Raw genomic sequence first — 26,168 nt, 5'->3', positions numbered from 1 at the left:
TCTCTTTCCCGCAAGAGGAAGAGGGCGACCCCGCTCCCACCCCTAAACCGACACCTCGGCCTTGATGTGCGGGTGGGCCTGATAGCCCTCCAGCGTGAAGTCCTCGTACGTGAAGCCGAACAGATCGCGCTTGTCGGCGATCTTCATCGTCGGGAACGGATAGGGCTCGCGAGTCAGCTGCTCGCGGGCCTGGTCCAGGTGGTTCAGATAGAGGTGGGCGTCGCCGAAGGTGTGAACGAACTCGCCGGGCTCCAGTCCCACGACCTTGGCGACCATCAGGGTCAGAAGGGCGTAGCTGGCGATGTTGAACGGCACGCCCAGAAAGACGTCGGCGCTGCGCTGATAGAGCTGGCAGGAGAGCTTGCCGTCGGCGACGAAGAACTGGAACAGGCAGTGGCAGGGCGGCAGGGCCATGTCGTCGACGTCGGCCGGGTTCCAGGCCGTGACGATGTGCCGGCGGCTGTTGGGATTGGTCTTCAGGTTCTCGACCAGGTTGGCGATCTGGTCGATCACCCGACCGTCGGGGGTGGCCCACGAGCGCCACTGCTTGCCGTAGACGGGCCCGAGGTCGCCGTTCTCGTCGGCCCACTCGTCCCAGATGCGTACGCCGTTGTCCTTCAGATAGGCGATGTTGGTGTCGCCCTTCAGGAACCACAACAGCTCGATGATGATCGAGCGTAGGTGCAGCTTCTTGGTGGTCAGGACCGGGAAGCCCTGGGCCAGATCGAAACGGATCTGCCGGCCGAACACGCCCAGCGTGCCGGTGCCCGTGCGGTCGCCGCGCTCGACCCCGTTTTCCAGGATGTCGGCCAGCAGGGCCAGATACTGGCGCTCGGGATGGTCGGTCGCGGCGGGCCGCGTGGCGAGGGGCAGGATGGCGTTCATGGCGAATCGTCCGCTTTGAACCCCTAGCCTCGCGCGGACGCAATGGGCTGGCCAATCAACTCTGAGCGAACCGCGCGCTTGCCTGTGGACCGTTCAGCCGGCGAAGCCGCCCTCGTCGAGGAATTCCTGCTCGGCGGGCGTGGTCTCGCGGCCGAAGCCCGCGTTGCGGTGCGGGAAGCGCCCGAAGCGGGCGATGATGTCGCGGTGGAGGAGGGCGTATTTCATCGATTCCTCGTCGCCCGTGTCGGCCTGCAGGGCCGCGAACAGCTGGACGCTGAACTCCTGGTCGACCAGCGATTCCGAATGCTCGAACGGCAGGTAGAAGAACCGGCGGAGTTCGGGCGCTATCGCCGGATCCTGGTCGTGGCCGGCGGCGATGGCCTGGCGGGCGAACATCCGGGCCAGCGGGTCGGTGGCGAAGGCGTGCGGCGTGCCGCGGAACATGTTGCGCGGGAACTGGTCCAGCAGGATCAGCAGCGCCAGCGCGCCCTCCGGCGCGTCGTTCCAGGCGTCGTAGCGGCGCATCGCGGCGCGATAATGCGTCTGCTCGAACTTCAGGATGATCGCCTGGTCGAAGGCGGTGTCCTTGGCGAACCACTTCTTGGGCCCCGCCTGGCGCCAGAAGGCGACGACATCGTTGAAGTGAGCGGTCATCATGCCCTCGTTCGGTTCGTTCAAGCCTGGTTCATCCGGCGAGTCCGAGAGTGCTATCAAGGGACAAGCCCGGGCCGCGCTTCAAGGCCCTTCGGAGCACGAAATGAAACGTCTGATCACGACCGCCCTGGCGCTCTCGCTGCTCGGCGGCGCGGGCGCGCAGGCGGGGGCGGCGGGGGCGGTGGTCGCGCAGCTGCAACAACAGGACCGGATGACGCCGTCGGACGGCGAGGGTCACCGCGATCGCGGTGATCGCGGCGGCGATCGTGGCGGCTGGCAGGGCGCGGGAGACCGTGGCGGCGATCGCGGCGGTTGGAACCGGGGCGGCGACCGCCCTCAGCCGCAACCTCAACCCCAGCCTCAGCCCCAACCCCAACCTCAACCTCAGAACCGGGGCGGCGGCGACTGGAATCGCGGCGACCGCGGCGGTTGGCAAGGCGGCGGCTGGCAGGGCGGCGATCGCGGCGGCTGGAACCGGGGCGGCGATCGTCCGCAGCCCCAACCTCAGCCGCAACCCCAACCCCAACCTCAGCCGCAACCCGGCGGTCGCGACTGGAACCGCGGCGGCGACGACCACCGCGACCGCGGCGGTTGGGACCGCAACGGAAACCGGGGCGGCTGGGACCGAGACGACCGGCGCGACAACCGCCCCGGCGGCTGGGACCGCGATCGCGACAACAACCGCTGGAACGACAACCGCTGGGGCAACAACTGGGGCAACAACTGGGGCGGTAACAGCTGGAACAATGACCGGGGCGGCTGGGATCGCGACGACCGGCGCGGTCCGGGCTATGGCCACTACCGCGATCGCGACCGGGGACGTCCGCGGTACGATCGCGACGACTTCCGCCCCAGCTACCGCGCCATCCACCGCTATCGCGCGCCGGCCTATCGCTATCCCAGCGGCTGGTACGTGCGGACCTGGAGCTTCGGCGACTATCTGCCGGGCGGCTGGTACTCCAGCTCGTACTATCTCGACTGGCGCCTCTATGACCTGCCGCTGCCGCCGATCGGCTGCGAGTGGGTCCGGGTCGGCGACGACGCCCTCCTGGTCGACATCTGGAGCGGCCAGGTCCTGAGCGTCTATTACGACCTCTTCTGGTAAGCCGGACGCCCCTTTCCTCCAAGCGGGGAAGGGGGCGAACGCTAGAGGACGGGCGGGTTTGGCCGCTTAAGGTCATGGTCGGCGTGGCGATGAGGCGCGCGAGCGCCTAGAACGGGTCCGCGAAGGGTCCGGATTTTCGCGTTCTGTCGGCTTCGCCTTGACGAAACGGCAAAAAAACGCTCAAACGCCCGGCCTTCGTCGCTCAACCGTTGCGTCGAGCGACCCTGATTGACCAGTCCTGGAGAAAAAACATGCGCGTCTACTACGACCGCGACGCTGATCTGGCCCGCATCCTGGACCGGAAGATCGCCATCGTAGGCTATGGCAGCCAGGGCCACGCCCACGCGCTTAACCTTCGGGACTCGGGGATCAAGAACGTAGCCGTCGCCCTGCGCGCCGGTTCGCCCACCGCCAAGAAGGCGGAAGGCGAGGGCCTGAAGGTCATGACCGTCGCCGAGGCCGCAGGCTGGGCCGACATGATCATGATCCTGGCGCCGGACGAGCATCAGGCCGCGATCTACAAGCACGAGATCGCGCCGAACATCCGTGACGGCGCGGCCCTGCTGTTCGCCCACGGCCTGAACGTCCACTTCGGCCTCATCGAGCCGAAGGACACCATCGACGTGCTGATGGTCGCGCCGAAGGGGCCCGGTCACACCGTGCGCGGCGAATACCAGAAGGGCGGCGGCGTGCCGTGCCTGATCGCGGTGCATCATAACGCCACCGGCAACGCGCTGGACCTGGGCCTGGCCTATGCCAGCGCCATCGGCGGCGGTCGCTCGGGCATCATCGAGACCAACTTCCGCGAAGAGTGCGAAACCGACCTGTTCGGCGAGCAGGCCGTCCTGTGCGGCGGTACGGTCGAGCTGGTCCGCGCCGGCTTCGAGACGCTGGTGGAAGCCGGCTACGCGCCGGAAATGGCCTATTTCGAGTGCCTGCACGAGCTGAAGCTGATCGTCGACCTCATGTACGAGGGCGGCATCGCGAACATGAACTACTCGATCTCGAACACCGCCGAATACGGCGAGTACGTGACGGGTCCGCGCATCATCACCGCCGAGACCAAGGCCGAGATGAAGCGCGTTCTGGAGGACATCCAGTCGGGCAAGTTCGTCCGCGACTTCATGCTGGAAAACCAAGTGGGCCAGCCCAGCTTCAAGGCCACCCGCCGGCGCTCCAACGAGCACCAGATCGAGGAGGTCGGCGCCCGCCTGCGCGGCATGATGCCCTGGATCGCCAAGAACAAGCTGGTCGACCAGGCCAAGAACTAAGCGCGATAGCCGAAAGTGGTCGCCGGTTTCGGCGGCCATCGCGCGGCGAGCCAAGCCCTTTTCAGTACCCAAGCTTAAATCCCACGAAGCCCTCGGCCCTCCCAGGCCGGGGGCTTTTCGTTTGGCGAGTTGTGTCGTCCCGGCCGGAAATCCTCGTCCTTCGACAAGCTCAGGATGAGGATTTTGTGCGAACGGCGCCCACTGTCGTCCTCACCCTGAGCTTGTCGAAGGGCGAGGACGCCTCCAAGGGGCGATCCACGCCGAGGCCAGCCTTCGTTTGGCGCTTGCGCCGGCGCGCCGACCGTGCCTAAACTGAACTACATGGTTCAGTATTTAGCCGCCCGCCTCGACGTTTCGTTCGCCGCGCTTTCCGACGCCACCCGGCGCGGCGTGCTCGAGGAACTCGGCCGCGGCGAGGCGTCGATCACTGAACTCGCCAACCGGTTCCAGATGACCCTGACGGGCATCAAGAAGCACGTCGCGGTGCTGGAAGAGGCGGGCCTGGTGAAGACGGAAAAGCTCGGACGGGTGCGGACCTGCCGGCTCGCCGCCGGGGGGCTGGACGCGGAAGCGGCCTGGATCGAGCGCTACCGCCAGCGCTGGGCGCTGCGCTTCGAAGCGCTGGACGCGGTCGTCGAGGATTTGAAGCGAAGGGAAGAGACGGATGGACGGGAATAGCGGCGCTCAGGCGCGTGAGACGGTGGTGACGCGCAAGTCGGACCGGGAACTGGTCGTCACCCGCGTGTTCGACGCCCCGGCGCGGATCGTGTTCGAGGCCTGGAGCCGGGCCGAGCTCTTCCAGCGGTGGTGGGTCCCCAAGGCTCTGGGCGTACCGCTGCGGGCCTGCGAAATGGACGTGCGAACCGGCGGCGGCTATCGCCTGGAGTTCGGCCTCGACGCCGCCAACGCCATGGCCTTCTACGGCAAGTACGTCGAGGTCGTCCCGCCCTCGAAGATCGTCTGGACCAACGAGGAAAGCGGCGAGATCACCGTCACGACCGTCACCTTCGAGGACCGGGGCGACAAGACCCTGCTGACGTTGAGCGAGCTCTATCCCAGCAAGGACGCCTGCGACGAGGCCCTGCAGGGCTCGGCCGCCGGCCTGCCGATCCAGTTCGAGCAACTGGACGAACTGCTCGTCGAACTGGCCGGCTAGCTCAGCACGAACACCGGCCCCCAGGCCACCAGGTAGTTGCGCTCGCTCGTGATCAGGTGCGGGCGCAGCTGCCAGGCGCCGGGCGCCAGCCTGGGCGGCGGGCGGCCCGGAACGCCCTCGACATAGGTCGTGGTCAGGATCTCGCCGCCCGGTTCGGAGACCGAGAACTGCTCGATCGACGGCGTGGCGTTCGTCAGGGCGCGGGCGATCGCGTCGGTCGAGGCCACGCGCAGAGGCGCGGGCGCGGCCAGACGCGCGACGACTTGGGCATAGGCGCCAACCGCATAGACGCGGAGGCCCTGGCGCAGAACGCCATAGCCCACATGGGTGAAGCCCGGGGCCAGCAGGTTGGCGCGGTGGCCAGGACTGGTCTTCCACTGCTCCATGATCTGTTCGGTCCGCACCGCGCCCGAGGCGTTGCGGCGCATGGCGATGTTCTCGCCCGGCGCGCCGATCAGGTCTCGGGCCAGGAGGCCGACGCGCCCGGCGGGGGAGTAGCCTTCGCGCGTCATGTGGTCGAACACGCCGGTGGTGGCGATGTCGGCGGCGTGCGCGCGGGCCGCCAGGCTGAGGCCCTTGTCCCAGGCCAGAGCGCCCCGGCCTTGGCGGTCGCGGAAGATGTTGTTGAGGTCCAGCAGCGTCTGTTCGAACTCGGGATCGAAATCGCCCCCTGGCGGATCGGCCAGCAGGCCGCGCAAACGCCCCTCGTAGGCGATCCACGGCTCGGCCCGCGCGGCCAGGGCCGGGGAGGCGGCCAGGCCAAGCGCGCCGGTCAACAAGGTTCTTCGGGGGATCGACCGCATCGGCTCCTAGACGTTCTCCTGATCGCGTTCCTGGTCTTTCGCCGGACGCGGCATTGACTCCGACCCTCGGGGACCAGACCTAAGACGCCATGCGCCCCGTCCGTTCCCTATGGCTCGCCGGCCCCGAGGCCTGGCTTCCCGACCACGAAGTCCAGGCCGCCCGCCAACGCGCCTTGTGCCTCGACGCCGGCCTGGAGGCCATTTTGCCCACCCGAATGCCGCCCGGCGAGAGCGGCGACGAGTTGGCGGCTCGCCAGTACTACGCCGCCCGGATGGCGCAATTGCGCCAGGCCGACGCCGCGGTCATCAACCTGACCCCGTTCCGGGGCCCCTCGGCCGACACCGCCGCGGTGTTCGAGGCGGGCGTCCTGGCGGGCCTTGGCAAGCCCACCTTCGCCTATCTGAACGTCACCGACGAGGTTCAGGCCGAGTACGTGGCGCGAGTCGACGCGATCATGGGCGCCAGTCTCGACGAGCATCGCGTCTGGCGCGACGGCGACGGCTGCGAGATCGAGGACCACGGCCTGCCCGAGACCGTCATGCTGTGGGCCGAGGCCAGGCGTCTGTTCGTGATCGTCACCCAGGATCCGCTGCGGGATTTGACCGGGCTGGAGCTGTGCCTGGAGGCCCTGGCGCTGTACGCGGAGTAGGGGGGGCGGGCTCGCTCGGCGCCGTCGCGCGGTCCTTCTGGTCAGCCGCAGAACGCCGCGCTCGCCAGGTCGTAGGTCAGCCCCTTGCCCTGCCAGATTTCCCCGAAATCGATCCCCGCGCGGTCCGCGAAGACGATCAGGGCCAGCTTCCTTTCGGGCGCGAGAAGGTTGCGGACCTCGACGCCGCCGATCTCCCCCCGGCGTTCAACCAATTTGACGGGACCCTCGCAGCCCTTCAGAGGCGCGGGAAAACTCCAGACCCCGAGAGCGACATAGCCCAGCTTGGGTTCGCCGGCCCAGCTGGCGGCCGTCGCCGCCTTGTCGAGCAGGGTCCCATTGAGAAGCGCGCGGTCGAACCGGGCGAGATCGTCCGAGCTGCCATAGGCGGCGCCCGCCGCGCCAAAGGTCGCGAGATTGAACGGAGGCTCCGGCGAGCCGTCTTCCATCACCCCCTTGACGAGGGCGCGCTGGTCGGTCGCCTTGGTGGCGATGCGAAGCGTGGCGAGCCCGTTCGGCCGCGCCAGGGCGTCGCGCGCGAGCAGAGCGTAGGGCTTGCCGGTCGCGCGTTCGAGAATGGCGCCAAGAACGATGAAATCGCAGTTGTTATAGGCGAACGCCTCGCCCGGCGGCCCCTTGGCCGGCCCCGCGCAGTAGCCGAGGGCGTCGGCCGCGCCGCCAGCGCCCGACCGCGTTCGGCGATAGAAGGCGGGAAAGTCCCGCTCCGTCGCGGCGGCGGTGTCGTCCGGATTGGGAAGACCGGAGGTGTGCCGCAACAGCATTCGGATGGTGACGCGGTTGGCGCTCGGCCCCTTGAACGCCCGCAGGCGCGCGCCGACGGTGTCGTCAAGGGAGAGGCGTCCGGCCGACACCGCCTGCATGGTCAGCGTCGCCGTCAGCTGCTTCGTCACCGACGCCCAGCGCCAGAGTTCGCCCCGCTTATGGGGCCGACCCGTCGCGGAGACGGCGCGCGAATAGGTGACCGCGACGGGATCGGTGACCAGCACCTCGCCCGCGAATCCCTTGGCGATCGCCCCCTCGAGAGCGAGATCGATCTTGCCTGGCGCGGTCGCCGCCACGGCGGCGGCGAAGGCGAGCGCGGCGGTCGGCATTAGCGGTGTCCCCCGTGAGAGATCATCGTTACACAGCCGCGCCGCGGTTGAAATCGTTGTCTAGTCTGACGGCGCCCGCCGGCTCACCAGCCCAGCGCCGCCTCGCCGCGCAAGATCGCCTCGGCCAGGGCCGTATGCTTGCCGCCGTCGCGGTCGTGCAGAACCAGCGGCGGCAGCAAGGCGAGCGGCGCCTTGCCGGTCTTGATGGCGCGCACCAGAACGCGCTTGGCCGGGGCGTCGGCGAACGGCGCGATCGGCCGGATCTGGAACGAGCCGGCCTTGGGGGCCAGCAGCGCCAGCAGGTCGGCCAGGCGGTCGGCGCGGTGGATCAGGGTGATGGTCCCGCCCTCTCGCACCGCCTTCAGACAGAAGGCGATCCAAGCCGCCAAGCCGCCGTCGGCCATCCACGCGGCTCGCTTGGCCGGGGAGGGCGCGCGAAGGGCGGCGGGATCGTCGAAGAAGGGCGGATTGGCCATCACCGCGTCGAACACCGGCCGATCCAGCGCGCGAAAGCCCGCTTCGATGTCGCCCTGAACAACCGAAACCCGCCCGTCCAAGCCGTTCAGGGCGATGTTCCCCGTGGCGAGAGCGGCCGCGGCGGGATCGCGCTCGACGCCCTGGAAGATTGACTCGGGCCGCCGCGTCGCGGCCGCCAGCAGGGCGCCGCCGACTCCGCAGCCCGGCTCGATCACGCGCTGGCCGGGCAGGGCGTCGCAGGCGGCGGCCAGCAGGGCCGCGTCCATGCCGGCCCTGTAGCCGTCGGGCGCCTGACACAGCCGAACCCGGCCGCCCAGCACCCGATCTTCCGTCAACCGCTTGTCGTCCAATGCTCGCTAGGCCTTGTGCTCGCCTTGACCCTGACCTATCCCGCCACCATTGTCCCTCGCAATGGTTCGTGGGGGGCCGCCGTAAGGAGAGAATGGTTTTGGACGCAGCCGCAGCGACCCTCCCCCGGAAGTCGGGCTCGGTGGATCGTCTCGTGCGCCTCGCCGAGGCCGACATGGCGGGGGTCAACCGCCTGATCACCGACCGCATGCAAAGCGACGTGGCGATCATTCCGGCCCTGGCCGAGCACCTGATCGCCGCCGGCGGCAAGCGTCTTCGGCCCCTGCTGACCGTGGCCGCCGCCCGTCTGTGCGACACGGGCAATGACCACGCCCTGAAGCTGGCGGCCGCCGTCGAGTTCATCCACACCGCCACCCTGCTGCATGACGACGTCGTCGACGGCAGCGCCCTGCGGCGCGGCAAGGTGGCCGCCCATCTGATCTGGGGCGGCGCGCAGAGCGTGCTGGTCGGCGACTTCCTGTTCGCCCGCGCCTTCGAGCTGATGGTCGAGACCGACTCGATGAAGGCGCTGGAAATCCTGGCCCGCGCCAGCCGCGTGATCGCCGAGGGCGAGGTGCTTCAGCTCACCCGCAGTCACGACCTGAATCTCTCGCAGGCGGTCTATCTCGAGATCATCCAGGCCAAGACCGCCGAGCTGTTCGCCGCCGCCTCCGAGGCCGGGGCCGTGGCCGCTGGCGCCGAGCCCGCCAAGGCCGCCGCGCTGCAGGCCTATGGCCTGAACCTGGGCCTGGCGTTCCAGTTGGCCGACGACGCCCTCGACTATGGCGGCGCGACCGAGACCCTGGGCAAGAACGCCGGCGACGATTTCCGCGAAGGCAAGGCGACCCTGCCGCTGCTGTTGGCCATCGCCCGCTCGGGGCCGCGCGAGGCGGAGTTCTGGGAGCGCGCCATCGGCCGCCGCGAGCAGACCGAGGCCGACTTCCGCCGCGCCCGCGAGCTGATCATCGGCTCGGGCGCCCTGGACGCCACGCTCGACCTCGCGGCCGACTATGCCGACAGGGCCAAGACGGCGCTGGCGATCTTCCCGGAAAGCGACTGGCGCGCGGCGCTGGAGGAACTGGCCGATTTCGCCGTGAGCCGCAGGGCCTGACCATGTCGCGGCGGAAGTCTCCCGGTCTTGGCGGTCTTCCGCCCGCGGCGCCGGGCGAGAGCCTGCCCCGGCTTCAGACGATCGTGGCGACCTCGCCCGAGAACCCGGCCGGCGATCCCAATATCCGTCCTCATCCGGCGGGCGAAGCGGCCGGCAAGGTCATCGGCGGCGGCGTGGGCGTGCTGTTGGCGGCTATTCTGGTGCTCTTGCTGCTGGGGCCCGTGCTTTGGGGACCGGTCTGGGCCGGCCTGCGGACGGCGCAATTCGCGTCCGGACCCTGGCTGCCCTGGCTGGCGGGCTTCGCCGCGTTCGCCGCCGCGGCCGTCTTCCAGGCCTGGCTGCTGGTTCAGCGTCACCCGCTGCTGCGGTACCCGATCGTGGCCGTGTTCTCGCTGCTGTGGGTGGGCGGACTGTGGCTGGAGCTGAGCTCGCCGCGCCACGACTGGATCACCACGGCGCCGACTCCCCGCATGCCCGGCCCCTGGGGCTGGGCCGTGATCGGCGTCGGGACCGTGCTTTACGCGGGCATGTACCTGCTGGCCCTGAACGCCGTCGGCAAGGGCCGCTGGGCGCGGCGCTGGCAGCTGCTCAGTTAGGCTTCGGCCCGGTCGCGGTGAATTCGACGTAATTCAGGTCTATACGGCTCGACTTGAGGGGCGGGCGAGGCCACCTGTAGGTCCAGCGCTAGACGCATCGCTTAGGGGCAAGTCGTGATCCGGTTCATTCTGAACATTCTTTGGTTCATCTGCGGCGGCTTTTTTACCGGTCTGGGCTGGCTGTTGGCCGGTCTCCTGCTGGCCATCACCATCGTGGGCCTGCCCTATGCCGGCGCGGCCTGGCGGATCGCCGGCTTCGCCTTCTGGCCGTTCGGCAAGGAGATCGTCCACCGCGAGGGGCCGGATCTGGGCACGGGCGTGCTGGGCGGCTTGCTGAACGTGATCTGGTTCATCCTGGCCGGCTGGTGGCTGGCGATCGGCCATATCGTGGTCGCCGCCGCCGAGGCCGTGACGATCATCGGCATCCCGTTCGCCCTGAAGGACCTGCAACTGGCCTATATCGCCCTGGCCCCGATCGGCCGGGACGTGGTCAGGCGCTAGAAGCCGGTGAACAGCCGGTCGAGCGCGCGGCGGAGGGCGTCTTCGTGGCCGCGCAAGTCGCCACACCGTTGGTTCAACAAGGCCGCGCTGACCGCGACGAGTTCGGGCACGCAGACGATCAGGCTCTCGCCTTCGATCGCGATCTCAACGCTGAGTTTGGCGAACGCCTCGAAGACGTCCCGCCGATAGACAGGGGCGACAACAATCGTGGGGAGGTCGCCCGCGAAGTGGGATTGCAGGACAACGACGTAAGGCGCCTCGTCGCGCGTTCGGGGCGACGGGTTGATGAAGAGATCGAATTGGCGGATCACCACGTCCGCAAATCGTCTCCGAACGCGCCGCGGCGCTCGATCCGCTCGCGATAGGCCTTCAGCGCCTCGGCGTTCTCCTCGGCCCAGCGGCGAGCGCGTTCCTCGGCGCCGGCCGGATCGACTTTCTGGAGATGCAAGCGAAGCTGGCTCTCGCTCATGCCGGACGTGCGAACGCCGAGCCGCTCAGCCTGGGCCAGCAGTTCCGGGTCGATGCCGAGGTCGAGTTCGGGAGCGTCCATGACTGAACGCTATCACGCCTGGTCATCGTCCGACAGCAACACCTCCAAGAAGGTCTGGCGGCGGTTGAGGAAGTTGCGGGTCACCTGGAAGTGCTCGGTATCTTCATACTCCACGCGCTCGAGGCCGCGTTCGGACGCCTGATAAATCCAGGCGTCGGGATAGCCCAACAGGATCGGTGAGTGGGTAGCGATGATGAACTGTGAGCGAGCCATCACCAATTCGTGCAGCCGCGCCAGGAATGACAGTTGACGTTGGGGCGATAGCGCCGCCTCGGGCTCATCGAGGATGTAGAGACCGTCGCCCCGAAAGCGGTTGTCGAACAGCGCGAAAAAGGCTTCGCCGTGAGATTGCTCATGAAGAGGTATCTCGCCGTAGCCGGTCACGCCGACGTCCTCGATGTAGCTCGCGACGTTGAAGAAGCTTTCAGCCCGGAGGAAATAGCCGTCGATGGGCCGTAGGTGAGAGCGCACTGGGCGGATATGTCGAGTTAGCGGCGAGTGCGAAGTCCGGGTCGAGAAGTTCACTCCGGTGGACCCGCCTTCGGCGTTGAAGCCCCAAACCGCGGCCAGCGCTTCGATCAGAGTCGACTTCCCGGAACCATTCTCACCGACTAGGAAGGTGACGCGAGGATGAAACGCGACCGCATCCAGGTCGCGAATGATCGGGAGGTTGAACGGGTAAGCGCCAGCGTCCCAGTCTTCTCGCCGCTCCAGTCGAGCTTCGATCCAGTAAGGACGTTCCAGGGCGGCCATGCAGTCCTGGATAGCATGGGTTGCGGAGGTCGTATCACCCGTTCCGCATGATGTGTGTCCAAGGCCCGCTGCCATCCGCGACGAAGCCCTGCGCCTCCCAGAAGGGCGCTGCGGATTCGGAGGCGCGGGCGTTGACGGTGAGCAGGTTCACGCTGTCGAAGCCCTCATGGATGAGGGCCGAGGCGAGGGCGGCGGCCACGCCTCGACGGCGCATCGCCGGACGGACGTAGAACCGGCGCAGACGGCGCGCCGGCTCGGGAGCGGCGAGCTCGGCCGAGAGGCCGCCGACGCCCGCCAGCTCGCCGGCCGAGAATGCGGCAAGGAGCGCCTCGCCGTCGCCCTGAAAGCGAGCGCCGCGCCGCCAGTCCTCCACCAGCAGCGCCATGTTGCGTACGCCTTCTCCGACGGCCTCTACGACCAGGTCGTCGAACCCGTCCGGCAGTTCGTCAAATAGACGAACGATTTGGAGCCTCACCCCGGCGAGACCATCTTTTCCGGACGGACGTACTGGTCGAACTCCTCGTCCGTCAGATAGCCGCCGCCGACGGCTTCCTGGCGCAGGGTCGTGCCGTTCTTGTGCGCCGTCTTGGCGATCTTGGCGCAGATGTCGTAGCCCAGGCGGCCGTTGAGCGCGGTGACCAGCATCAGGCTGTTCTCGACGCCGTGCTTGATGTTGTCGACGCGCGGCTCGATGCCGACCACGCAGTTGTCGGTGAAGCTGATCGCCGCGTCGGCCAGCAGGCGGACCGACTGCAGGAAGTTGTAGGCCATCACCGGGTTGAAGACGTTCAACTCGAAATGGCCCTGGCTGCCGGCGAAGGTCACCGCGGCATGGTTGCCGAACACCTGGACGCAGACCTGGGTCAGGGCTTCGCACTGGGTCGGATTGACCTTGCCCGGCATGATCGACGAGCCGGGCTCGTTTTCCGGCAGGGCCAGCTCGCCGAGACCCGCGCGCGGGCCCGAGCCCAGGAAGCGGATGTCGTTGGCGATCTTGAACAGGCTCGCGGCCACCGTGTTGATGGCGCCGTGCGAGAAGACCATGGCGTCGTGGGCCGCCAGGGCCTCGAACTTGTTCGGCGCGGTGGTGAAGGGCAGGCCGGTGATCGCGGCGATGGCTTCCGCCACGCCCTCGGCGAAGCCGATCGGGGCGTTCAGGCCGGTGCCGACGGCGGTTCCGCCCTGGGCCAGCTGCATCAGCTTGGGCAGGGTCTGCTCGATGCGCTCGATCCCGTTGGCGACCTGCTGGGCGTAGCCGCCGAACTCCTGGCCCAAGGTCAGCGGCGTGGCGTCCTGGGTGTGGGTGCGGCCGATCTTGATGATGTCCTTCCACGCCTCGGCCTTGGCGGCGAGGGCGCCATGCAGATGCTTCAGCGCCGGCAGCAGGTCGTGGACGATCTGCTCGGCGCACGCCACGTGCATCGCCGTCGGATAGGTGTCGTTCGACGACTGGCTCATATTGACGTGGTCGTTCGGGTGGACGGGCTTCTTGCTGCCCATCTCGCCGCCCAGCATCTCGATCGCGCGGTTCGAGATCACCTCGTTGGCGTTCATGTTCGACTGGGTGCCCGAGCCGGTCTGCCAGACGACCAGCGGGAAGTGGTCGTTCAGCTTGCCCTCGATCACCTCGTTGGCGGCGGCGATGATCGCCTCGGCCAGCTTTGGATCCAGCTTGCCCAGCTTCAGGTTCGTCTCGGCGGCGGCGCGCTTGACGACGCCCAGGGCGCGGACCACCGGCAGCGGCTGCTTCTCCCAGCCGATCTTGAAGTTGCCCAGGCTGCGCTGGGCTTGAGCGCCCCAGTAGCGGTCGGCGGCGACTTCGATCGGGCCGAAGGTGTCGGTCTCGGTGCGCGTGGCGGTCATGCGGCGATCTCCGGAAAAACGGTCGAGCGCGGTCTAGACCTTGGGGGCGCGAAGGGCAATGTTCGCGGGCGCGAAGGAAACCCGGAGTTCGTCATGCTCGTCGCCACCACCAACGATCTGCCTGGCTATCGGGTCGTCGAGCACCTGGGGCTAGTGCGCGGCGTCACGGTTCGCTCGCGCAGCGTGATCGGCAATATCGGCGGGGCGGTGCAGTCGATCTTTGGCGGCAACCTGTCGATCTATACGAATCTGGCCGAGACGGCGCGGCGGGAGGCCTACGACCTGCTGGTGGCCCATGCCCGCGAGTTGGGCGCCAACGCCATTCTGGCCATGCGCTATGACGCCAACGAGATCATGGAAGGCATCACCGAGGTTCTGGCCTATGGCACCGCCGTGCGGGTCGAGGCGCTTTAGTGCCGGCGTTCGTCGCCTTTCCGCGCTCGATCAACACCGGCAAGCGCAAGGTGCTGAAGGAAGACCTGCTGGGGATCGCCGAGGACACCGGCTTTGCCGAGGCTAAGACCTATTTGGCCAGCGGCAACCTGCTGCTATGGGGCGACCACGCCGGGGGCGAGGCGCTGGAGACAGCGCTCGAGGACGCGTTGGAAGAACGCATGGGCCTGCGGACCGACTTCATGGTCCGCTCGTCCGCCGACCTCCGTTGCACCATCGACGCCAATCCCTTCAAGACCGAGGCCGAGGATCATCCGAGCCACGTCATCGTCAATTTCCTGAAGACGCCGCTGCCCCCCGGCGACGAGGCGATCCTCCGCGAGGCGATCACGGGGCCGGAGCGCTTCGCCGTCGGTCCACGCGAGCTCTACATCGACTTCCCGATCAGCATGGCCGACTCGGCGCTGGATCGTGACTGGAAGAAATCCAAGCGCGCCCCGGTCGGCACGACCCGCAACTGGAACACCGTGCTGAAGCTGGCCGACATGGTGGGCGCGTGAGCGCGGCGCTGGACGGCCAGGACTGGACCCATCACGGCAAGGTCCGCGCCCGCGAGGCGGCGGGCGAGCTCACCCTCGTGGTCGATGGCCTGACGACGCAGGGTAAGTACTACAAGCCGCTGATCTATGAGTTCTTCCGCAAATCCTGGCGCGGCTCGCGGCCGGCCTGGGGCGAGTTCAGCGTCGAGATCGGCATGGAATATGTCGGCGAGCCCCCGTGGATGGATCTCGACAACCTGGCTAAGGCGCTGCTGGACGCGATCAAGGGCTATGCCTTCCACGACGACGCCCAGGTCGCCCGGCTGCTGGTCGAGCGCCGTCCAGGGGAGCGCGAGCGGATCGTCATCCAGGTGCGGAAACTGACCTCAAGCCTTATGCGGCGCACGCTCGAAGATTGACGCGGCGACCGCCAGATAGGCGACGGCCAGGAACGCGCCATAACGGCCGACGCTGACCGGATCGCCGGTGGGCATCACCTCGGCGTAGCGGGCCACGACCAGGGCGCCGCCGACCAGGCCCGGCGTCGAATAGAGGATCATCGGCATCAGCCGGCGGCGGCGCGGCGTGCGGGTCAGTCGCGTCACCGCGTGGAAGGCGAAGGTCAGGGCCGCCGCCGCCGCGAACGCGTTGACCGCGTAGAACCAGAAGGCGCTCTCGATGAGGCCTCCCCCGAAGGCGGCGTAGAAAAGGGTGGCCGCCGACCAGACCGCCAGCCCGGTTCCCCCAAACGCCAGAGCGTCCAGCTTTGACACGTCGCGTCTCCCTCGCTCGTCTCCCCGGGCGGCGCGCTGCAAGCCGGGCGCCGCGCCCGAGGATAGCGACGGATCGTGACGCGGCGATCAGACCCAGGGCAGCAGGTAGCCCCAGACGCCGAGCAGGACGCTGAGGAAGACCATCAGCAGGGCGGTGAAGGTGAAGGCGACCTTGCGCGTCTCGCTCCAGCTGTCCACCCGGCGGCCGCCGCGCCACGCCATCGGCAGCATGCCCAGCGTCAGGACGCCGAGCACCGCGGCGACCAGGGCGCAGGCCGAGCCCGTCAGCAGCCAGCCGCTGGGCCATCCGAAGAAGACGGCTGTCTGATCCGCGGCCTTCTGGGCGAAGATCCCCAGGCATCCCGCCGAGATCAGCCACAGCACGGCCTGCATGACCTGCATCTGGCTGGCGCGGGCCTGGATCGGCGTCTGACGCGATTCCCGGCGGTTGCGGAAGAAGACGCCCAGGATGGTCGCGACCGAGGCCGCGCCGGTCAGGATCGCGGTCCACAGCAGCAAGCCGGCGGAATGGAAAAAGTCGATCCGCTCGAAGGTGGAGGTTCCCCGCGCCGCGTAGAAGCGGGACGGGCGATCGCCGTTGGCGTCGAAGACCAGGGTCAGGGCGCTGTCGACGGCCTTGAACACGCCCGGCTTTCCGGTTCCGTTGAACAAGGTGCGGACGCCGCCGTCCGTGACCGCCAGTCGGCCGTCGGGCGTGGCGCGCACGCTGGCCCTGCCCACGATGCGGCCGCTGAAACCCTCGAGCCCGCCATAGGCGCGTCGGGTGGTCAGGTAGTCGCCCTCATAGACCCGGGCCTGGTCGTAGGTGAGGGCGCTGGCCGGCGGCACGGCGGGCGCGGGCGCGTAGAAGTGTTCGACGATGGTTCCGGGCAGGGTGGCGGGCAGGTTGGCGCCGCTGTCGGTATTGACCGACACGAAGATCCCAAGGCCCAGATCCGGCGCGATCACCATGTTCGAATAGAAGTAGAGCGTCGCGCCCTGGTGACCATAGCCGCGGCGGCCGCCGGGAAGCGGCGTGTCCTGGAAGCCGGCGTTCCAGCCGGCGGCCTCGGGCGCGGGGCGGTACATCGGCGTGCGGAAGGCCAGGGCGGTCTTCGGGGAGAAGATCGTCTTACCGTCGATCGTCCCGCCGTTGAGCAGCAGGGTCATGTAGCGGGCCATGTCGCCGGCGGTCGTGGAGGCCGCCGCCGCCGGCGCCACCTGACCCATGAATTCGCGCGGCTGGGTCTTCCACCCGGTCGGAGTCCACGAGAAGCCATCCGAAAGGTTCGCGGCCAGGGCCTCGTTCATCGGGGCGGGCAGACCGTCGCGCCAGGGGCGAGCCTCGCGGAAGGTGGTGTGGGTCATGCCGGCGGGCAGGATGATCTCCTGGCTGACCAGATCCTCGTAAGGCTTGCCGGTCACGTTGGACACCGCCGCGCCCGCGAGGGCCGCGCCGTAGTTCGAATAGCTGGGCAACAGGCCCGGCTCGCGGACCCGGCGCGGGCGCTCCTGGCGCAGGTATTCCGTCAGCGTGCGGATGCGATTGGGGTCGCGCTCGAACAGCTGCCCGAGCGCCCGATCCTCGAAGCCGGCGGTGTGGGTCATCAGATCGCGCAGCCGAACCTGGGTCTTTTTGCCCTGGTCCTTCACCTGCAGCGGTTCGGGCAGATAGAGGTTCACCGGACCGTCCAGCCGCATGTGGCCGGACTCGATTTCGTTCATCAAGGCGATCCAGGTGAAGGTCTTCGAGATCGAGGCGACCCGGAACAGCGTCTTGTCGGGATCGACCGGCTGCCGACGGCCCAGATTGGCGAAGCCGTAGCCCTTCTTCAGGATCACCTGGCCGTTCTGCACCACCGACAAGGTCACGCCGGCGATGTGGTCGCGGGTCATGGCGCGCTCGACGACGCCGTCGACAAAGGCTTCCAGTTGCTGGGGCGGAATCGCCGCGACCCCGGTCGGCGCCGGCGCCGCCACGGGCGTCGGCGTCGACGGCGCGATCACGGGCTTGGCGCGCGCGGCCAGCGTCGCGGCGGTGATCTGCGCGGGGCGCGGGCGCCGCTTGGGGCGAAGGCTGTTATAGGGGCGCGGGCCGTCGGTGAAGGTCGGCGGCGCCGCCGCCGGCGGCTTCGGATCGGCGTCCTGCGCTCGCGCCTCCGATCCCAACCCGCAGCAAAGAGCGATGAAAGCCGCCGCGAAGGCGGCGACGGGCGATACGCGCGACGTCAAAGATGTCCCCTGGGTGTTGCGGAAAACCCCAAGGGTTTGTGTAGCGTGCTGGCCGCCAGGGTCAAACCCGATCACCGCTCAAGGCGCCGCCGGCTTGCCTCGATTGAACGCGTACAGCGGCAGCATCGGGCGCAGCGCCGGACCGATCCACACCTGCGGCTCGGACGCGGGTTCGGCGCCCGTCTCCTTCTCCTTGCGCGCGACGCACGCCTGGACGCCCGCGCCCAACGCCGCGAAGTCGTGCGCGCCCGGGGCGGCGGACAGGAAGCAGTCGTCGAAGAACGGATATTTGTCGCTCTCGCCACAGCCGAACGAGGCGCGGTCGGGACGCGCCGCGGTAAGGATCAGCCGGTCGCTCTTCTGCAAAGGCGGAATGAAGACGCCCGAAAAACAGGCGGAAATCACCACGATGCTGGGACGGTTCGGGCAAGCGTCGTCCAGCATGGCGGCCAACAGGTGCGGCCGCAGATAATCCTCGCCGAGAATCGCGCCTTCGGGACTGCCGTGCGAGCTGATGTAGAACAGGCAGCCGGCCTTGGCTGTCTGGGCCTTGACGCGGAGCGCGTCGTAGATGGTCGGGGCGTCCGACCGTCCAGGCGCTTCGGCGGGATAGCGCTCTGGCCGCACCGAGAACTGCTGGATGGCGGCCTTGTCGAAGCCGAGGCCGACCAGGGTCTTGGCGACGTCGCGCCGCGCGTTGTCGAAGGCTTCGGTCGGCCCGCCCGAGTGGGCGTGAAAGTCGCCGGCCACCACGACCGCCGCCCAGTTCGAGAACGGTCCGGTGGCTCGCGCGGGCGGGGAGAGGAGCAACACCAGAAGTCCGATGACCGCCGCCGCCCCCCGCATGCTCTGGGTCCCTATTTCTTCTTGAAATTGGCGAAGGGCGTCGGGACCGCCGTGCCGGTGGATTTGGCCAGCAGCTTGCCCTCGGCGTCGTAGAGTTCGCCCTCCATGAAGCAGACCGTGCGGCCCCACTTCACCACGCGACCGACGCCGCGCAGCGCGCCCGGCATGGCGGGCCGCAGGAAGCTGGTCTTCATCTCCAGGGTGGGAACGACGTGGGTCATGCCCGACGTGATCATGCCGGCCACCGACATGCACTCGTCCAGCATGGCGCAGACATAGCCGCCCTGGATCTGGCCCATCGGGTTGCAGAGCAGCTCGGCCCGCGCCGTGAAGCCGACCTCGACCTCGCGATCGGCCTGGCGGACGGCGAGCAGCTCGAACCCCAGGGTCTGGGATCCGGTCGGCTGGCTCTTGGACGCGCGAAAGCGGGCGAGGATCGCCTCGTCGGTCAGGGCTTGTGGCGTGTCGGCGGCGACGTCGCTCATTTCTTCCGGAACTGGTCCAGCGAGACGATCTTGGGGCCGTCCTCGGCCTGCGGCGCGGGGGGCTCGGGTTCGGGCTCGGGCTCGGGTTCGGCCTCGACGATCTCGGGCGCGGCGAACTGCAGAGCGAACTGGACCGACGGGTCGTAGAATCGCGTCACCGCCGCATAGGGCACCGACAGGCGCTTGGGCTGGCCGCCGAACTTCAGCGTCACCGAGAAGAAGGTCTCGCCGGGCGCCAGGTCCCAGTACTGATGCTGCAGGACGATGGTCATCTCGTCGGGGTACTTGCCCAGCAGATCCTGCGGTCCCGAGACGCCGGCGGCCTTGGTCTTGAAGGTGATGTACAGGTGGTGCGGCTCGGGCAGGCCGCCCGGCGCGGCGGCCTTCTTCAAGGCCGCCTTGACCACGCCGCGCAAGGCGTCCTGGGCCATGGCCTCGTACTGCATGAGGTCTTCGGGCGGATTGGTCTGGGACATGCGCTCGGTCGATACTTCGAACTGGAAACGGGACCGCGACCCTACCGCGTCGGCGGCTTCGCGCAAAGCGGCCGCTGCTGTCCGGAGAAAAAGTCGCAACCGATTTTCGGTGAGCAGCCTCAGGCATAGATGCGCGCGCCCTCCCGCGCGGATGGGAGAGCGAAAGAAAGGCCAGGTTCCGGATAGAGTGGAGGGATTCTGTTGGCAGGCTCCCTCCGGGCCCCGCCTAGGGATCTGAACCCCTAGGACTTAAGAGGCGAATTCACCTGCGCCGCATTACGCGGCGACGGCGAACTCTTCAGCGAAGTTATCGTTCGCATTTAGATAAAGACCCGAAACGGTGGGTCAGGCCGAGAGAAAGCTACACCTTTACACGTCTGTCGATGCTGATCGGCCCCGCACAGTCCCATGATAACTTGGGAGAGATTTGGTGGAGCCGCCGGGAATCGCACCCGGGTCCAGTCCGCTTATTACGTGCGCGTTTATCCCCATAGTTCGGCCGAAGCCGGACATTTCCAATATAGGGTGTTCGCCGTCCCGAGGGAAGGGCGCGGCTCAGGCCGTCCCCAGGCTGAGTCGGCCGTCGACCAGCTTGCCGCTGATCACCGCGCCGCGATCCTCGAACAGCTTCAGGGTCTCGCCGACCAGCACATAGACGCCGGTGAACACGTCGGCGAAGTCGTCGCGGGTCTCGATGAAGCGGCCGTCGGCGCGCAGTTCGAGCGAGACGTGGCCGTCGGCCGAGGTCCAGACGCCCGAGACCGGCCGGTGGGGAACGATGGCGGACATCATCATCGGGAAGAGCTCCTGGAAACGAGGGCGGCCGGAGCGGCCGAGGGACTGGGAAGCGCGGCGGTCATGGCGGTCAGCGCGGCCGCGCCGCCCAGCAGCAGGGCGACGAACCAGCGCGGAGCCGCCACGCCGCGCCGGGGCGTGGGGGATCTCATCGCGAACCGAATTTTGGGAGTTGCCGCGTCGGGGAGCGGAACGAGGCCACTATGGGGCGCCCGCCCGTCCAGCCGGTAGACCGATGCTCCGGCATGATTGCACGATCCTCCGCAACCGAACGCCGTCGCGTGACGGGGGATCGTGTAAGGCTTAGAAATAGCCTTGGTTCCAAAAGGAAGTCGCATGAGTACGCGCGAGGCGCTGGCTGCTTTGATTGAACGATTCACGCCGGATGAAGGTCCGGTCGACACCTGTTGCCCCAGGGTCAATCTCTATCGGCTGACGCGGCCGAGCGAGCCCAACCACGGGCTTCACGACCCTTCGTTCTGCGTCCTGGCGCAGGGCCGCAAGCGGATCATGGTCGGCGACGCCCTGCACGAGTACGACGAGCGCAACTTCTTCCTGTCCTCGATCGACGTGCCGGTGGTCGGCCAGGTGGTCGAGGCCTCGCCGGAGAAGCCCTATCTCAGCTTCCGGATCGTGTTGGACGCCAATCTGATCAGCGAGATGATGATGGAGTCGGGTCTCGCCGCGCGGCTGGACGCCGCCGCGCCCCTGGTCGGCGGCATGTCGGCCGGGGCCATGACCCCGCAGTTGTTCGACGCCGTCTGCCGGATGGCCCGGCTCCTGGAAACGCCGGAGGAGGTAGCCGTAATGGCGCCGCTGATCGAGCGGGAGATCATCTATCGCCTGCTGAGCGGCCCGCAGGGACCGCGCCTGGCCCAGATCGCTCGCCGCGACGGCCGCCTGCGCCAAGTCAACCGCGCCATTGGCTGGATCAAGCGCAACTTCGACCAGCCGTTCAGCATCGACGTCGTGGCCGAGGAGGCGCGGATGAGTCCGTCGGCCCTGCACCAGCACTTCAAGGCCGTCACGTCGCTGTCGCCGCTGCAGTACCAGAAGCAGATCCGCCTGCAGGAGGCGCGGCGGTTGATCCTGGTCCAGAGGCTGGACGCGGCCGCGGCCGGCCACGCGGTCGGCTATGACAGCCCCTCGCAGTTCAGCCGCGAATACGCCCGCCTCTTCGGCGCGCCGCCCCTCAGGGACGTGGCGCGGCTGCGGGAACAGCCTGAGCAGATGGCGAGGGCGTAGAGGCCTCTTCGCCCGCCGAGACCGGAACCGGCGGCGGCTGAGGGCGGTCGTGCTCGCCGGGGACCAGTCGGCCGCCCGAGGCGATCAGGTCGTCATAGGCGCGTTGCTGGCGCGAGAAATCGGCGCCCTTGGGCAACACCGCGTCGAAGCGCGGATCGCGGCCCGCCGCCGCGCCGATCACCGAGGACAGGACCCGGGCGATCGAGCCGACCTCGGCGTCGTCGCAGGCCCGGCGCAGGTGGCGCGCCTGGCCGGGAACCAGCAAGGTCACATCCCAGGAGACGCCGTCGACGCACAGGGCCGAGACCGCGCCGCCGCCATAGTCGACGATCACGGCGCGGGGCTGGCTCCAGGCGGCATCGGCCGCGAGCGGCTTCAGGCGCGCGGCTTGTTCGTTCGAGAGCTCGGCGTTGACGTCGACGCGCCGCCCGATTTCGGGCGTACAGCAGCCCAGGCCGGCGCGGGCCTGGACAAAGGCGCGGCCGTCGCGGCGCACGGTGACGCGGACCACGGCCTGCCGCACCCCCCGCGCGGGCCGCGCCCAGACCTCGACGATCAGTTCCCCTTTGTAGAGGATCTGGCTCTGCAGCGGCTGCAGGCCCCAGAGCCGGTAGAGCAGCGGCTCGACGCCGTTGTCGATCGGGATCGGCTGATCGCCTTTGCCCAGCCGGCGGTTATAGAGAGGCTCCACCTCGGGAGGCGGACGCGGGACGTCCGGCGACCACCAGATCGCGGGATCGGGAACGGCGGCCGGCGGCGGCGGGGCTTGCTGGACGGCCAAGGCCAGCCCCGCGATCAGTCCCGCCATGCCGCCCATCGCCTACATCCCTTCGACGCCCCGCTCGATGGAAAGGACGCCGGTCCGCGAAAGTTCCACCAGGCCCAGCGGGCGCATCAGGTCCAGGAACTTGTCGATCTTGGACGGCGCGCCGGAGACCTCGAACACGAAGCTTTCCAGCGTGGTGTCCACGGGCTTGGCGCGGAAGATCTCGGCGATCCGCAACGCCTCGACGCGGTCGGCGCCGACGCCGCGCACCTTGACCAGGGCCAGCTCGCGCTCGACGCCGTTCGGGTCGCGGGTGACGTCGTGCACACGGCGGACGTTGACGACCTTGTTCAGCTGAGCCTCGATCTGGTCCAGCACCTGACGCGTGCCCCGGGTCACCACGGTGATCCGACTGGTGTGGGCCTTGCGGTCGGTCTCGGCCACCGTGAGGCTCTCGATGTTGTAGCCGCGCGCCGCGAACAGTCCGACGACGCGATGCAGGACGCCGGGTTCGTTATCGACCAGCAGGGCGAAGGTCGCCGACTGCTCGGCCTGTTCGTTGGGGCTGAGGTCGTAGGCCGAGGCGGGAGCGGGCTGGGTGTTGGTGGTCATTTTGACGCGCTTTTGCTGAGTTTTCTGGTTCAATAGGGGCTTGCCGCCCCGACGACGAGACAGAGCGGGCAGGGCGTCCCAATCTCCGCGGATCATGGCTTCCTTCTTGGCGCGAGACCAACCTTTGATGCGCCGTTCGGCCGCGATGGCGTCCGTGATGAATTGGAAGGCCTCGCACCAAACCAACTCCACTGGAAGCCGCGCCGCAGTGTAGTCGCCGCCCAAGCCTTGGCGGTGCATTGATACTCTAGCGTCTGGATCGGGCCCGCGATGCGAGCCAACATAATAGGACCCATCACTGCATCGCAAAATGTACACCCAGGCGCTCTGAACGTCGTACATCGGCCGTGCGTCCTTCGAGGCCCTCCTACGGAGGGCGCCTCAGGATGAGGAAGTTTTTTCGGGGTGGAAGTCGAAAAACCTTGCTCTCACCCCACCGTCCTCATCCTGAGGCGCCCTCCGTAGGAGGGCCTCGAAGGACGCAGGGCATGGCCTACACCAGCCCGCGCCCGGCCTCGTCGATCACCGAGCCCAGGTCCTCGACCTCCTCGGGCAGGATCATCTCGTTGTGGGCCTTGCCCGACGGGATCATCGGCAGGCAGTTCTCGTGCTTCTCGACGCGGCAGTCGAAGATCACCGGCTTGTCGCTGTTGATCATCTCCAGGATCTTGGCGTCCAGCTCGGCCGGGTCGTCGCAGCGGATGCCGTGCGCGCCATAGGCCTCGGCCAGCTTCACGAAGTCGGGCAGGCTGTCGGAATAGGAGTGGCTGTAGCGCTCGCCGTGCAGCAGCTGCTGCCACTGGCGGACCATGCCCATCCATTCGTTGTTCAGGATGAAGATCTTGACGGGCAGGTCGAACTGGATGGCGGTCGACAGCTCCTGGATGCACATCTGGATCGAGGCCTCGCCGGCGATGTCGACGACCAGGCTGTTCGGGTGGGCCAGTTGCACGCCCAGGGCGGCGGGCAGGCCATAGCCCATGGTGCCCAGGCCCCCGGAGGTCATCCAGCGGTTCGGCTCCTCGAAGCGGAAGAACTGGGCGGCCCACATCTGATGCTGGCCGACCTCGGTCGTGATGTAGACGTCCTTGTCCTTGGTCAGCTCGTACAGGCGCTGGATGGCGTGCTGCGGCTTGATGACGGTGTCGGACGCCCGGTACTTCAGGCATTGGCGGGCGCGCCACTGGTCGATCTGGGCCCACCAGTCGCTCAGCGCGGCCTTGTTCGGCTGGAGATTGGCGGCCTTCCAGGCGGCGATCAGGTATTCCAGCACGGAAGCCGCGTCGCCGACGATCGGCAGGTCGACACGGACGTTCTTGTTGATCGAGGACGGGTCGATGTCGATGTGGATCTTCTTGGAGCCCGGCGAGAAGGCGTCCAGGCGGCCGGTGACGCGGTCGTCGAAGCGCGCGCCGACGCAGATCATCACGTCGCAGTCGTGCATGGCGTTGTTGGCCTCGAACGTGCCGTGCATGCCCAGCATGCCCAGCCAGGCCGGATCGGCGGCCGGGAAGGCGCCCAGGCCCATCAGGGTCGAGGTCACCGGCGCGCCGGTCAGGGCCGCGAACTCGCGCAGGGCCTGGCTGGCCTTGGGGCCGGCGTTGATGACGCCGCCGCCGGTGTAGAAGATCGGCCGGCGGGCGTTTGCGATCATCCGGGCCGCCTCGGCGATGCGGTTCGGATCACCCTTGGTGCGCGGCGCGTAGGCGTGGGTCGAGCGGACCTCCTCGGGGCCGTAATATTCGCCCTTGGCGAACTGGACGTCCTTGGGGATGTCGATCAGCACCGGGCCGGGACGCCCCGTGGTGGCGATCTTGAACGCCTCGTGGATCACGTGCGGCAGGTCGCGGACGTCCTTGACCAGATAGTTGTGCTTGGTGCACGAGCGGGTCATGCCGACCGTGTCCGCCTCCTGGAAGGCGTCGGTGCCGATCAGGTGGGTCGGCACCTGGCCGGTGATCACGACCATCGGGATCGAGTCCATCAGGGCGTCCATGATGCCGGTGATGGCGTTGGTCGCGCCGGGACCCGAGGTGACCAGGACGACGCCCGGCTTGCCCGAGCTGCGGGCATAGCCCTCGGCGGCGTGGGCCGCGCCTTGCTCGTGGCGCACGAGAATGTGCTGCAGGCGCGGCTCGTGGAACAGCGCGTCGTAAATCGGCAGCACCGCGCCGCCCGGATAGCCGAAAAGCACCTCGACGCCCTGATCCACGAGGCCGCGAACCACGATCTCGGCGCCGGTCATGGCGCGGTCGGCGGCTTCGGCGGCGGGAGCCTGGCTCTCGATGGTCTGGTGGGCGGTCATGGGACGGATCCGGTGGGGAGAGGCGAGAAGGGGGAAGCTGGAAAAGAAAAAAGGCCCCGAAGGACCTTTGCGCGCGCGACCGAGCTACGACGTGACTTCGAGGTCACCCCGCGAACGGCCGCTCCATAAGTACGATCATGGTTTTGCGCACGAGTATTGCTCCAAAGCTACGGAACGGGTCATGACATGCGCGGCAACCCCCGTCAAGGCGCGGAACGCCGCAAGGTTCTGCCTCCAACGCGCGGTGCGGCATGCCATAATCGCCGACCAGGAGGGCAGGTTCGACCGCGCCTGGGCGCTACCCTGAAACCGATTGGCGCGAGGCGCCTGCTTGGCGCCAATTCTTGGCCCTCGTCAGCCGTTCAGCGCTTCCAGTAGAAGTTCGAGCGCGGTGTCGCGGAAGGTTTCCATATTCGCCATGCGCTCGCCGTGGCCGGTCTCCAGGACTCGGCTCAGCGAAACGGGCCCCGAGACCGCCAGGCAGCAATGGCCGGCGGCGTCGCCGTAGGCGTTGCCGGACGGACCGGTCGCGCCGGTCTCGGCCAGTCCCCAGGTCGCCGCCATGTGCTGGCGGACACGATCGGCCATGAAGCGGGCGTAGGGCTCGCTGGCCGAACGCATCTCGCCCATCTGCTCCTTGGAGACGCCCATCAGGGCCGCGCGGGCCTTGGGCGTGTAGACGATGGCTCCGCCGCGATAATAGGCCGAGGCCCCGCCCTGGCTGAGCAGCGCCGCCGAGATCAGCCCGCCGGTCGAGGACTCGGCCACGGCGATGGTCTCGCCGCGCGCTTTCAGGCGCTGAGCGATCTGTTCGATGAGGGACATGACGGTCTCCTTCTTGGGGCCTGACATCGCTCGGACGGGCGGCG

At 68.1% G+C, this 26,168-nt stretch carries 34 protein-coding genes, 1 other RNA gene and 2 pseudogenes; 12 read left to right on the top strand and 25 right to left on the bottom strand.

Translation table 11 applies throughout. From position 1 onward, the window contains the following. Positions 1–42: 42 nt before the first annotated feature. A complete protein-coding gene (locus Q0V34_RS06930; protein ID WP_297509729.1) occupies positions 43–885 on the bottom strand; it encodes a thymidylate synthase in 843 nt (280 codons plus the stop codon). Positions 886–978: 93 nt separating this feature from the next. Then, a complete protein-coding gene (locus Q0V34_RS06925; RefSeq protein ID WP_297509887.1) occupies positions 979–1,542 on the bottom strand; it encodes a DUF924 family protein in 564 nt (187 codons plus the stop codon). A 100-nt stretch (positions 1,543–1,642) separates the two neighbouring features. On the opposite strand from Q0V34_RS06925, the gene Q0V34_RS06920 reads away from it, so the two are divergent. Together Q0V34_RS06920 and ilvC are read left to right on the top strand one after the other, a co-directional pair. Then, positions 1,643–2,644, top strand: coding sequence for an RcnB family protein (locus Q0V34_RS06920; protein ID WP_297509726.1), 1,002 nt, complete (start codon positions 1,643–1,645; stop codon positions 2,642–2,644). A gap of 251 nt (positions 2,645–2,895) precedes the next feature. Then, entirely contained in the window at positions 2,896–3,915 is a 1,020-nt protein-coding gene (ilvC, locus tag Q0V34_RS06915) for a ketol-acid reductoisomerase (protein ID WP_297509722.1), read from the top strand. A 143-nt stretch (positions 3,916–4,058) separates the two neighbouring features. Here ilvC and Q0V34_RS06910 read toward each other — a convergent pair. After that, positions 4,059–4,150: pseudogene (locus Q0V34_RS06910) on the bottom strand (hypothetical protein); the annotation flags it as partial. 86 nt (positions 4,151–4,236) lie between these two features. Between Q0V34_RS06910 and Q0V34_RS06905 the strand changes: the two are divergent. Beyond that, a complete protein-coding gene (locus Q0V34_RS06905; RefSeq protein WP_297509884.1) occupies positions 4,237–4,593 on the top strand; it encodes a helix-turn-helix transcriptional regulator in 357 nt (118 codons plus the stop codon). Continuing rightward, positions 4,580–5,071, top strand: a complete 492-nt coding sequence (locus tag Q0V34_RS06900; protein WP_297509719.1) for an SRPBCC family protein — start codon at positions 4,580–4,582, stop codon at positions 5,069–5,071. The genes Q0V34_RS06905 and Q0V34_RS06900 overlap by 14 nt, the downstream gene beginning before the upstream one ends. On the opposite strand, the gene Q0V34_RS06895 is transcribed toward Q0V34_RS06900, so the two are convergent. Beyond that, on the bottom strand, positions 5,068–5,874 hold the full coding sequence (locus tag Q0V34_RS06895) for a CAP domain-containing protein (protein WP_297509716.1): 807 nt from the start codon (positions 5,872–5,874) through the stop codon (positions 5,068–5,070). The genes Q0V34_RS06900 and Q0V34_RS06895 overlap by 4 nt on opposite strands. A gap of 89 nt (positions 5,875–5,963) precedes the next feature. Here Q0V34_RS06895 and Q0V34_RS06890 point away from each other — a divergent pair, with 89 nt between their 5' ends. Continuing rightward, on the top strand, positions 5,964–6,524 hold the full coding sequence (locus tag Q0V34_RS06890) for a nucleoside 2-deoxyribosyltransferase (protein ID WP_297509714.1): 561 nt from the start codon (positions 5,964–5,966) through the stop codon (positions 6,522–6,524). Positions 6,525–6,565: 41 nt separating this feature from the next. On the opposite strand, the gene Q0V34_RS06885 is transcribed toward Q0V34_RS06890, so the two are convergent. Next, on the bottom strand, positions 6,566–7,633 hold the full coding sequence (locus Q0V34_RS06885; protein ID WP_297509711.1) for a serine hydrolase: 1,068 nt from the start codon (positions 7,631–7,633) through the stop codon (positions 6,566–6,568). An 83-nt stretch (positions 7,634–7,716) separates the two neighbouring features. Beyond that, positions 7,717–8,460, bottom strand: a complete 744-nt coding sequence (locus tag Q0V34_RS06880) for a methyltransferase (protein ID WP_297509708.1) — start codon at positions 8,458–8,460, stop codon at positions 7,717–7,719. 98 nt (positions 8,461–8,558) lie between these two features. On the opposite strand from Q0V34_RS06880, the gene Q0V34_RS06875 reads away from it, so the two are divergent. The 3 genes from Q0V34_RS06875 (at position 8,559) to Q0V34_RS06865 (ending at position 10,666) form a co-directional block, all read left to right on the top strand. Beyond that, positions 8,559–9,569: a polyprenyl synthetase family protein gene (locus Q0V34_RS06875; RefSeq protein ID WP_297509881.1), complete on the top strand. Its 1,011-nt coding sequence runs from the start codon at positions 8,559–8,561 to the stop codon at positions 9,567–9,569. A 2-nt stretch (positions 9,570–9,571) separates the two neighbouring features. Continuing rightward, positions 9,572–10,165, top strand: coding sequence for a hypothetical protein (locus tag Q0V34_RS06870; RefSeq protein WP_297509705.1), 594 nt, complete (start codon positions 9,572–9,574; stop codon positions 10,163–10,165). Positions 10,166–10,279: 114 nt separating this feature from the next. Then, positions 10,280–10,666 (top strand): YccF domain-containing protein, encoded by a 387-nt coding sequence (locus Q0V34_RS06865; RefSeq protein WP_297509702.1) that lies wholly within the window; start codon positions 10,280–10,282, stop codon positions 10,664–10,666. Here the strand turns inward: Q0V34_RS06865 and Q0V34_RS06860 are convergent. From Q0V34_RS06860 to fumC, 5 genes are read right to left on the bottom strand one after another with little or no spacing between them, the layout of a single operon-like run. Then, on the bottom strand, positions 10,663–10,980 hold the full coding sequence (locus tag Q0V34_RS06860) for a CcdB family protein (protein ID WP_297509699.1): 318 nt from the start codon (positions 10,978–10,980) through the stop codon (positions 10,663–10,665). The genes Q0V34_RS06865 and Q0V34_RS06860 overlap by 4 nt on opposite strands. Continuing rightward, a complete protein-coding gene (locus Q0V34_RS06855; protein WP_297509696.1) occupies positions 10,974–11,216 on the bottom strand; it encodes a type II toxin-antitoxin system CcdA family antitoxin in 243 nt (80 codons plus the stop codon). Before Q0V34_RS06855 ends, Q0V34_RS06860 begins: the two co-directional genes overlap by 7 nt. Before the next feature lie 12 nt (positions 11,217–11,228). Continuing rightward, positions 11,229–11,969, bottom strand: a complete 741-nt coding sequence (locus tag Q0V34_RS06850) for an AAA family ATPase (RefSeq protein ID WP_297509693.1) — start codon at positions 11,967–11,969, stop codon at positions 11,229–11,231. 34 nt (positions 11,970–12,003) lie between these two features. After that, entirely contained in the window at positions 12,004–12,444 is a 441-nt protein-coding gene (locus Q0V34_RS06845; RefSeq protein ID WP_297509690.1) for a GNAT family N-acetyltransferase, read from the bottom strand. After that, positions 12,441–13,832, bottom strand: a complete 1,392-nt coding sequence (gene fumC, locus Q0V34_RS06840) for a class II fumarate hydratase (RefSeq protein ID WP_297509687.1) — start codon at positions 13,830–13,832, stop codon at positions 12,441–12,443. The genes Q0V34_RS06845 and fumC overlap by 4 nt, the downstream gene beginning before the upstream one ends. Positions 13,833–13,925: 93 nt before the next feature. On the opposite strand from fumC, the gene Q0V34_RS06835 reads away from it, so the two are divergent. Genes Q0V34_RS06835 through Q0V34_RS06825 form a run of 3 tightly spaced genes read left to right on the top strand, consistent with a single transcriptional unit; the run spans position 13,926 to position 15,183 of the window. Beyond that, a complete protein-coding gene (locus tag Q0V34_RS06835; protein WP_297509684.1) occupies positions 13,926–14,246 on the top strand; it encodes a YbjQ family protein in 321 nt (106 codons plus the stop codon). Continuing rightward, positions 14,246–14,785, top strand: a complete 540-nt coding sequence (locus Q0V34_RS06830; protein WP_297509680.1) for a DUF1697 domain-containing protein — start codon at positions 14,246–14,248, stop codon at positions 14,783–14,785. Before Q0V34_RS06835 ends, Q0V34_RS06830 begins: the two co-directional genes overlap by 1 nt. Beyond that, on the top strand, positions 14,743–15,183 hold the full coding sequence (locus tag Q0V34_RS06825; protein WP_297509879.1) for a RusA family crossover junction endodeoxyribonuclease: 441 nt from the start codon (positions 14,743–14,745) through the stop codon (positions 15,181–15,183). Before Q0V34_RS06830 ends, Q0V34_RS06825 begins: the two co-directional genes overlap by 43 nt. Here the strand turns inward: Q0V34_RS06825 and Q0V34_RS06820 are convergent. From Q0V34_RS06820 to Q0V34_RS06785, 8 genes are all read right to left on the bottom strand, one after another. After that, positions 15,151–15,537, bottom strand: coding sequence for a hypothetical protein (locus Q0V34_RS06820; protein ID WP_297509677.1), 387 nt, complete (start codon positions 15,535–15,537; stop codon positions 15,151–15,153). The two genes, Q0V34_RS06825 and Q0V34_RS06820, sit on opposite strands and share 33 nt — an antisense overlap. An 87-nt stretch (positions 15,538–15,624) precedes the next feature. Further along, positions 15,625–17,769: a serine hydrolase gene (locus Q0V34_RS06815; RefSeq protein ID WP_297509674.1), complete on the bottom strand. Its 2,145-nt coding sequence runs from the start codon at positions 17,767–17,769 to the stop codon at positions 15,625–15,627. 78 nt (positions 17,770–17,847) lie between these two features. Continuing rightward, positions 17,848–18,615: a C13 family peptidase gene (locus tag Q0V34_RS06810; RefSeq protein ID WP_297509671.1), complete on the bottom strand. Its 768-nt coding sequence runs from the start codon at positions 18,613–18,615 to the stop codon at positions 17,848–17,850. Between the two features lie 11 nt (positions 18,616–18,626). Continuing rightward, complete coding sequence (locus tag Q0V34_RS06805) at positions 18,627–19,100, bottom strand: PaaI family thioesterase (RefSeq protein WP_297509668.1); 474 nt, start codon at positions 19,098–19,100, stop codon at positions 18,627–18,629. After that, the gene (locus Q0V34_RS06800; RefSeq protein WP_297509664.1) at positions 19,097–19,576 is read right to left on the bottom strand and encodes an SspB family protein; all 480 of its coding nucleotides are present in this window, start codon (positions 19,574–19,576) and stop codon (positions 19,097–19,099) included. Before Q0V34_RS06800 ends, Q0V34_RS06805 begins: the two co-directional genes overlap by 4 nt. Before the next feature lie 186 nt (positions 19,577–19,762). Then, positions 19,763–20,126: a transfer-messenger RNA gene (gene ssrA, locus Q0V34_RS06795) on the bottom strand. A 5-nt stretch (positions 20,127–20,131) separates the two neighbouring features. Beyond that, positions 20,132–20,371, bottom strand: a complete 240-nt coding sequence (locus Q0V34_RS06790; protein ID WP_297509662.1) for an Atu4866 domain-containing protein — start codon at positions 20,369–20,371, stop codon at positions 20,132–20,134. After that, the gene (locus Q0V34_RS06785; protein ID WP_297509659.1) at positions 20,368–20,523 is read right to left on the bottom strand and encodes a hypothetical protein; all 156 of its coding nucleotides are present in this window, start codon (positions 20,521–20,523) and stop codon (positions 20,368–20,370) included. Before Q0V34_RS06785 ends, Q0V34_RS06790 begins: the two co-directional genes overlap by 4 nt. A gap of 184 nt (positions 20,524–20,707) precedes the next feature. Between Q0V34_RS06785 and Q0V34_RS06780 the strand changes: the two genes are divergently transcribed. Beyond that, positions 20,708–21,616 (top strand): AraC family transcriptional regulator, encoded by a 909-nt coding sequence (locus Q0V34_RS06780; protein WP_297509656.1) that lies wholly within the window; start codon positions 20,708–20,710, stop codon positions 21,614–21,616. Here Q0V34_RS06780 and Q0V34_RS06775 read toward each other — a convergent pair. The 6 genes and pseudogenes from Q0V34_RS06775 to Q0V34_RS06750 form a co-directional block, all read right to left on the bottom strand. After that, positions 21,564–22,424: a hypothetical protein gene (locus Q0V34_RS06775; protein WP_367272042.1), complete on the bottom strand. Its 861-nt coding sequence runs from the start codon at positions 22,422–22,424 to the stop codon at positions 21,564–21,566. The genes Q0V34_RS06780 and Q0V34_RS06775 overlap by 53 nt on opposite strands. A 12-nt stretch (positions 22,425–22,436) precedes the next feature. Continuing rightward, positions 22,437–22,994, bottom strand: a complete 558-nt coding sequence (gene ilvN / locus Q0V34_RS06770; protein ID WP_297509876.1) for an acetolactate synthase small subunit — start codon at positions 22,992–22,994, stop codon at positions 22,437–22,439. 114 nt (positions 22,995–23,108) lie between these two features. After that, a pseudogene (locus Q0V34_RS06765) lies at positions 23,109–23,336 on the bottom strand (GIY-YIG nuclease family protein); the annotation flags it as partial. Positions 23,337–23,487: 151 nt separating this feature from the next. Continuing rightward, the gene (locus Q0V34_RS06760) at positions 23,488–25,299 is read right to left on the bottom strand and encodes an acetolactate synthase 3 large subunit (protein ID WP_297509650.1); all 1,812 of its coding nucleotides are present in this window, start codon (positions 25,297–25,299) and stop codon (positions 23,488–23,490) included. 103 nt (positions 25,300–25,402) lie between these two features. Further along, a complete protein-coding gene (locus tag Q0V34_RS06755) occupies positions 25,403–25,450 on the bottom strand; it encodes a hypothetical protein (RefSeq protein ID WP_024265762.1) in 48 nt (15 codons plus the stop codon). Positions 25,451–25,653: 203 nt separating this feature from the next. Then, a complete protein-coding gene (locus tag Q0V34_RS06750) occupies positions 25,654–26,124 on the bottom strand; it encodes a CinA family protein (RefSeq protein WP_297509648.1) in 471 nt (156 codons plus the stop codon). Positions 26,125–26,168 lie beyond the last annotated feature (44 nt).

Source organism: uncultured Caulobacter sp. (assembly GCF_947036865.1).
Taxonomy (GTDB): Bacteria; Pseudomonadota; Alphaproteobacteria; order Caulobacterales; family Caulobacteraceae; genus Caulobacter.
Note: the sequence above shows the minus strand (reverse complement) of the source record. Positions and strands in the feature narration are given on the sequence as shown.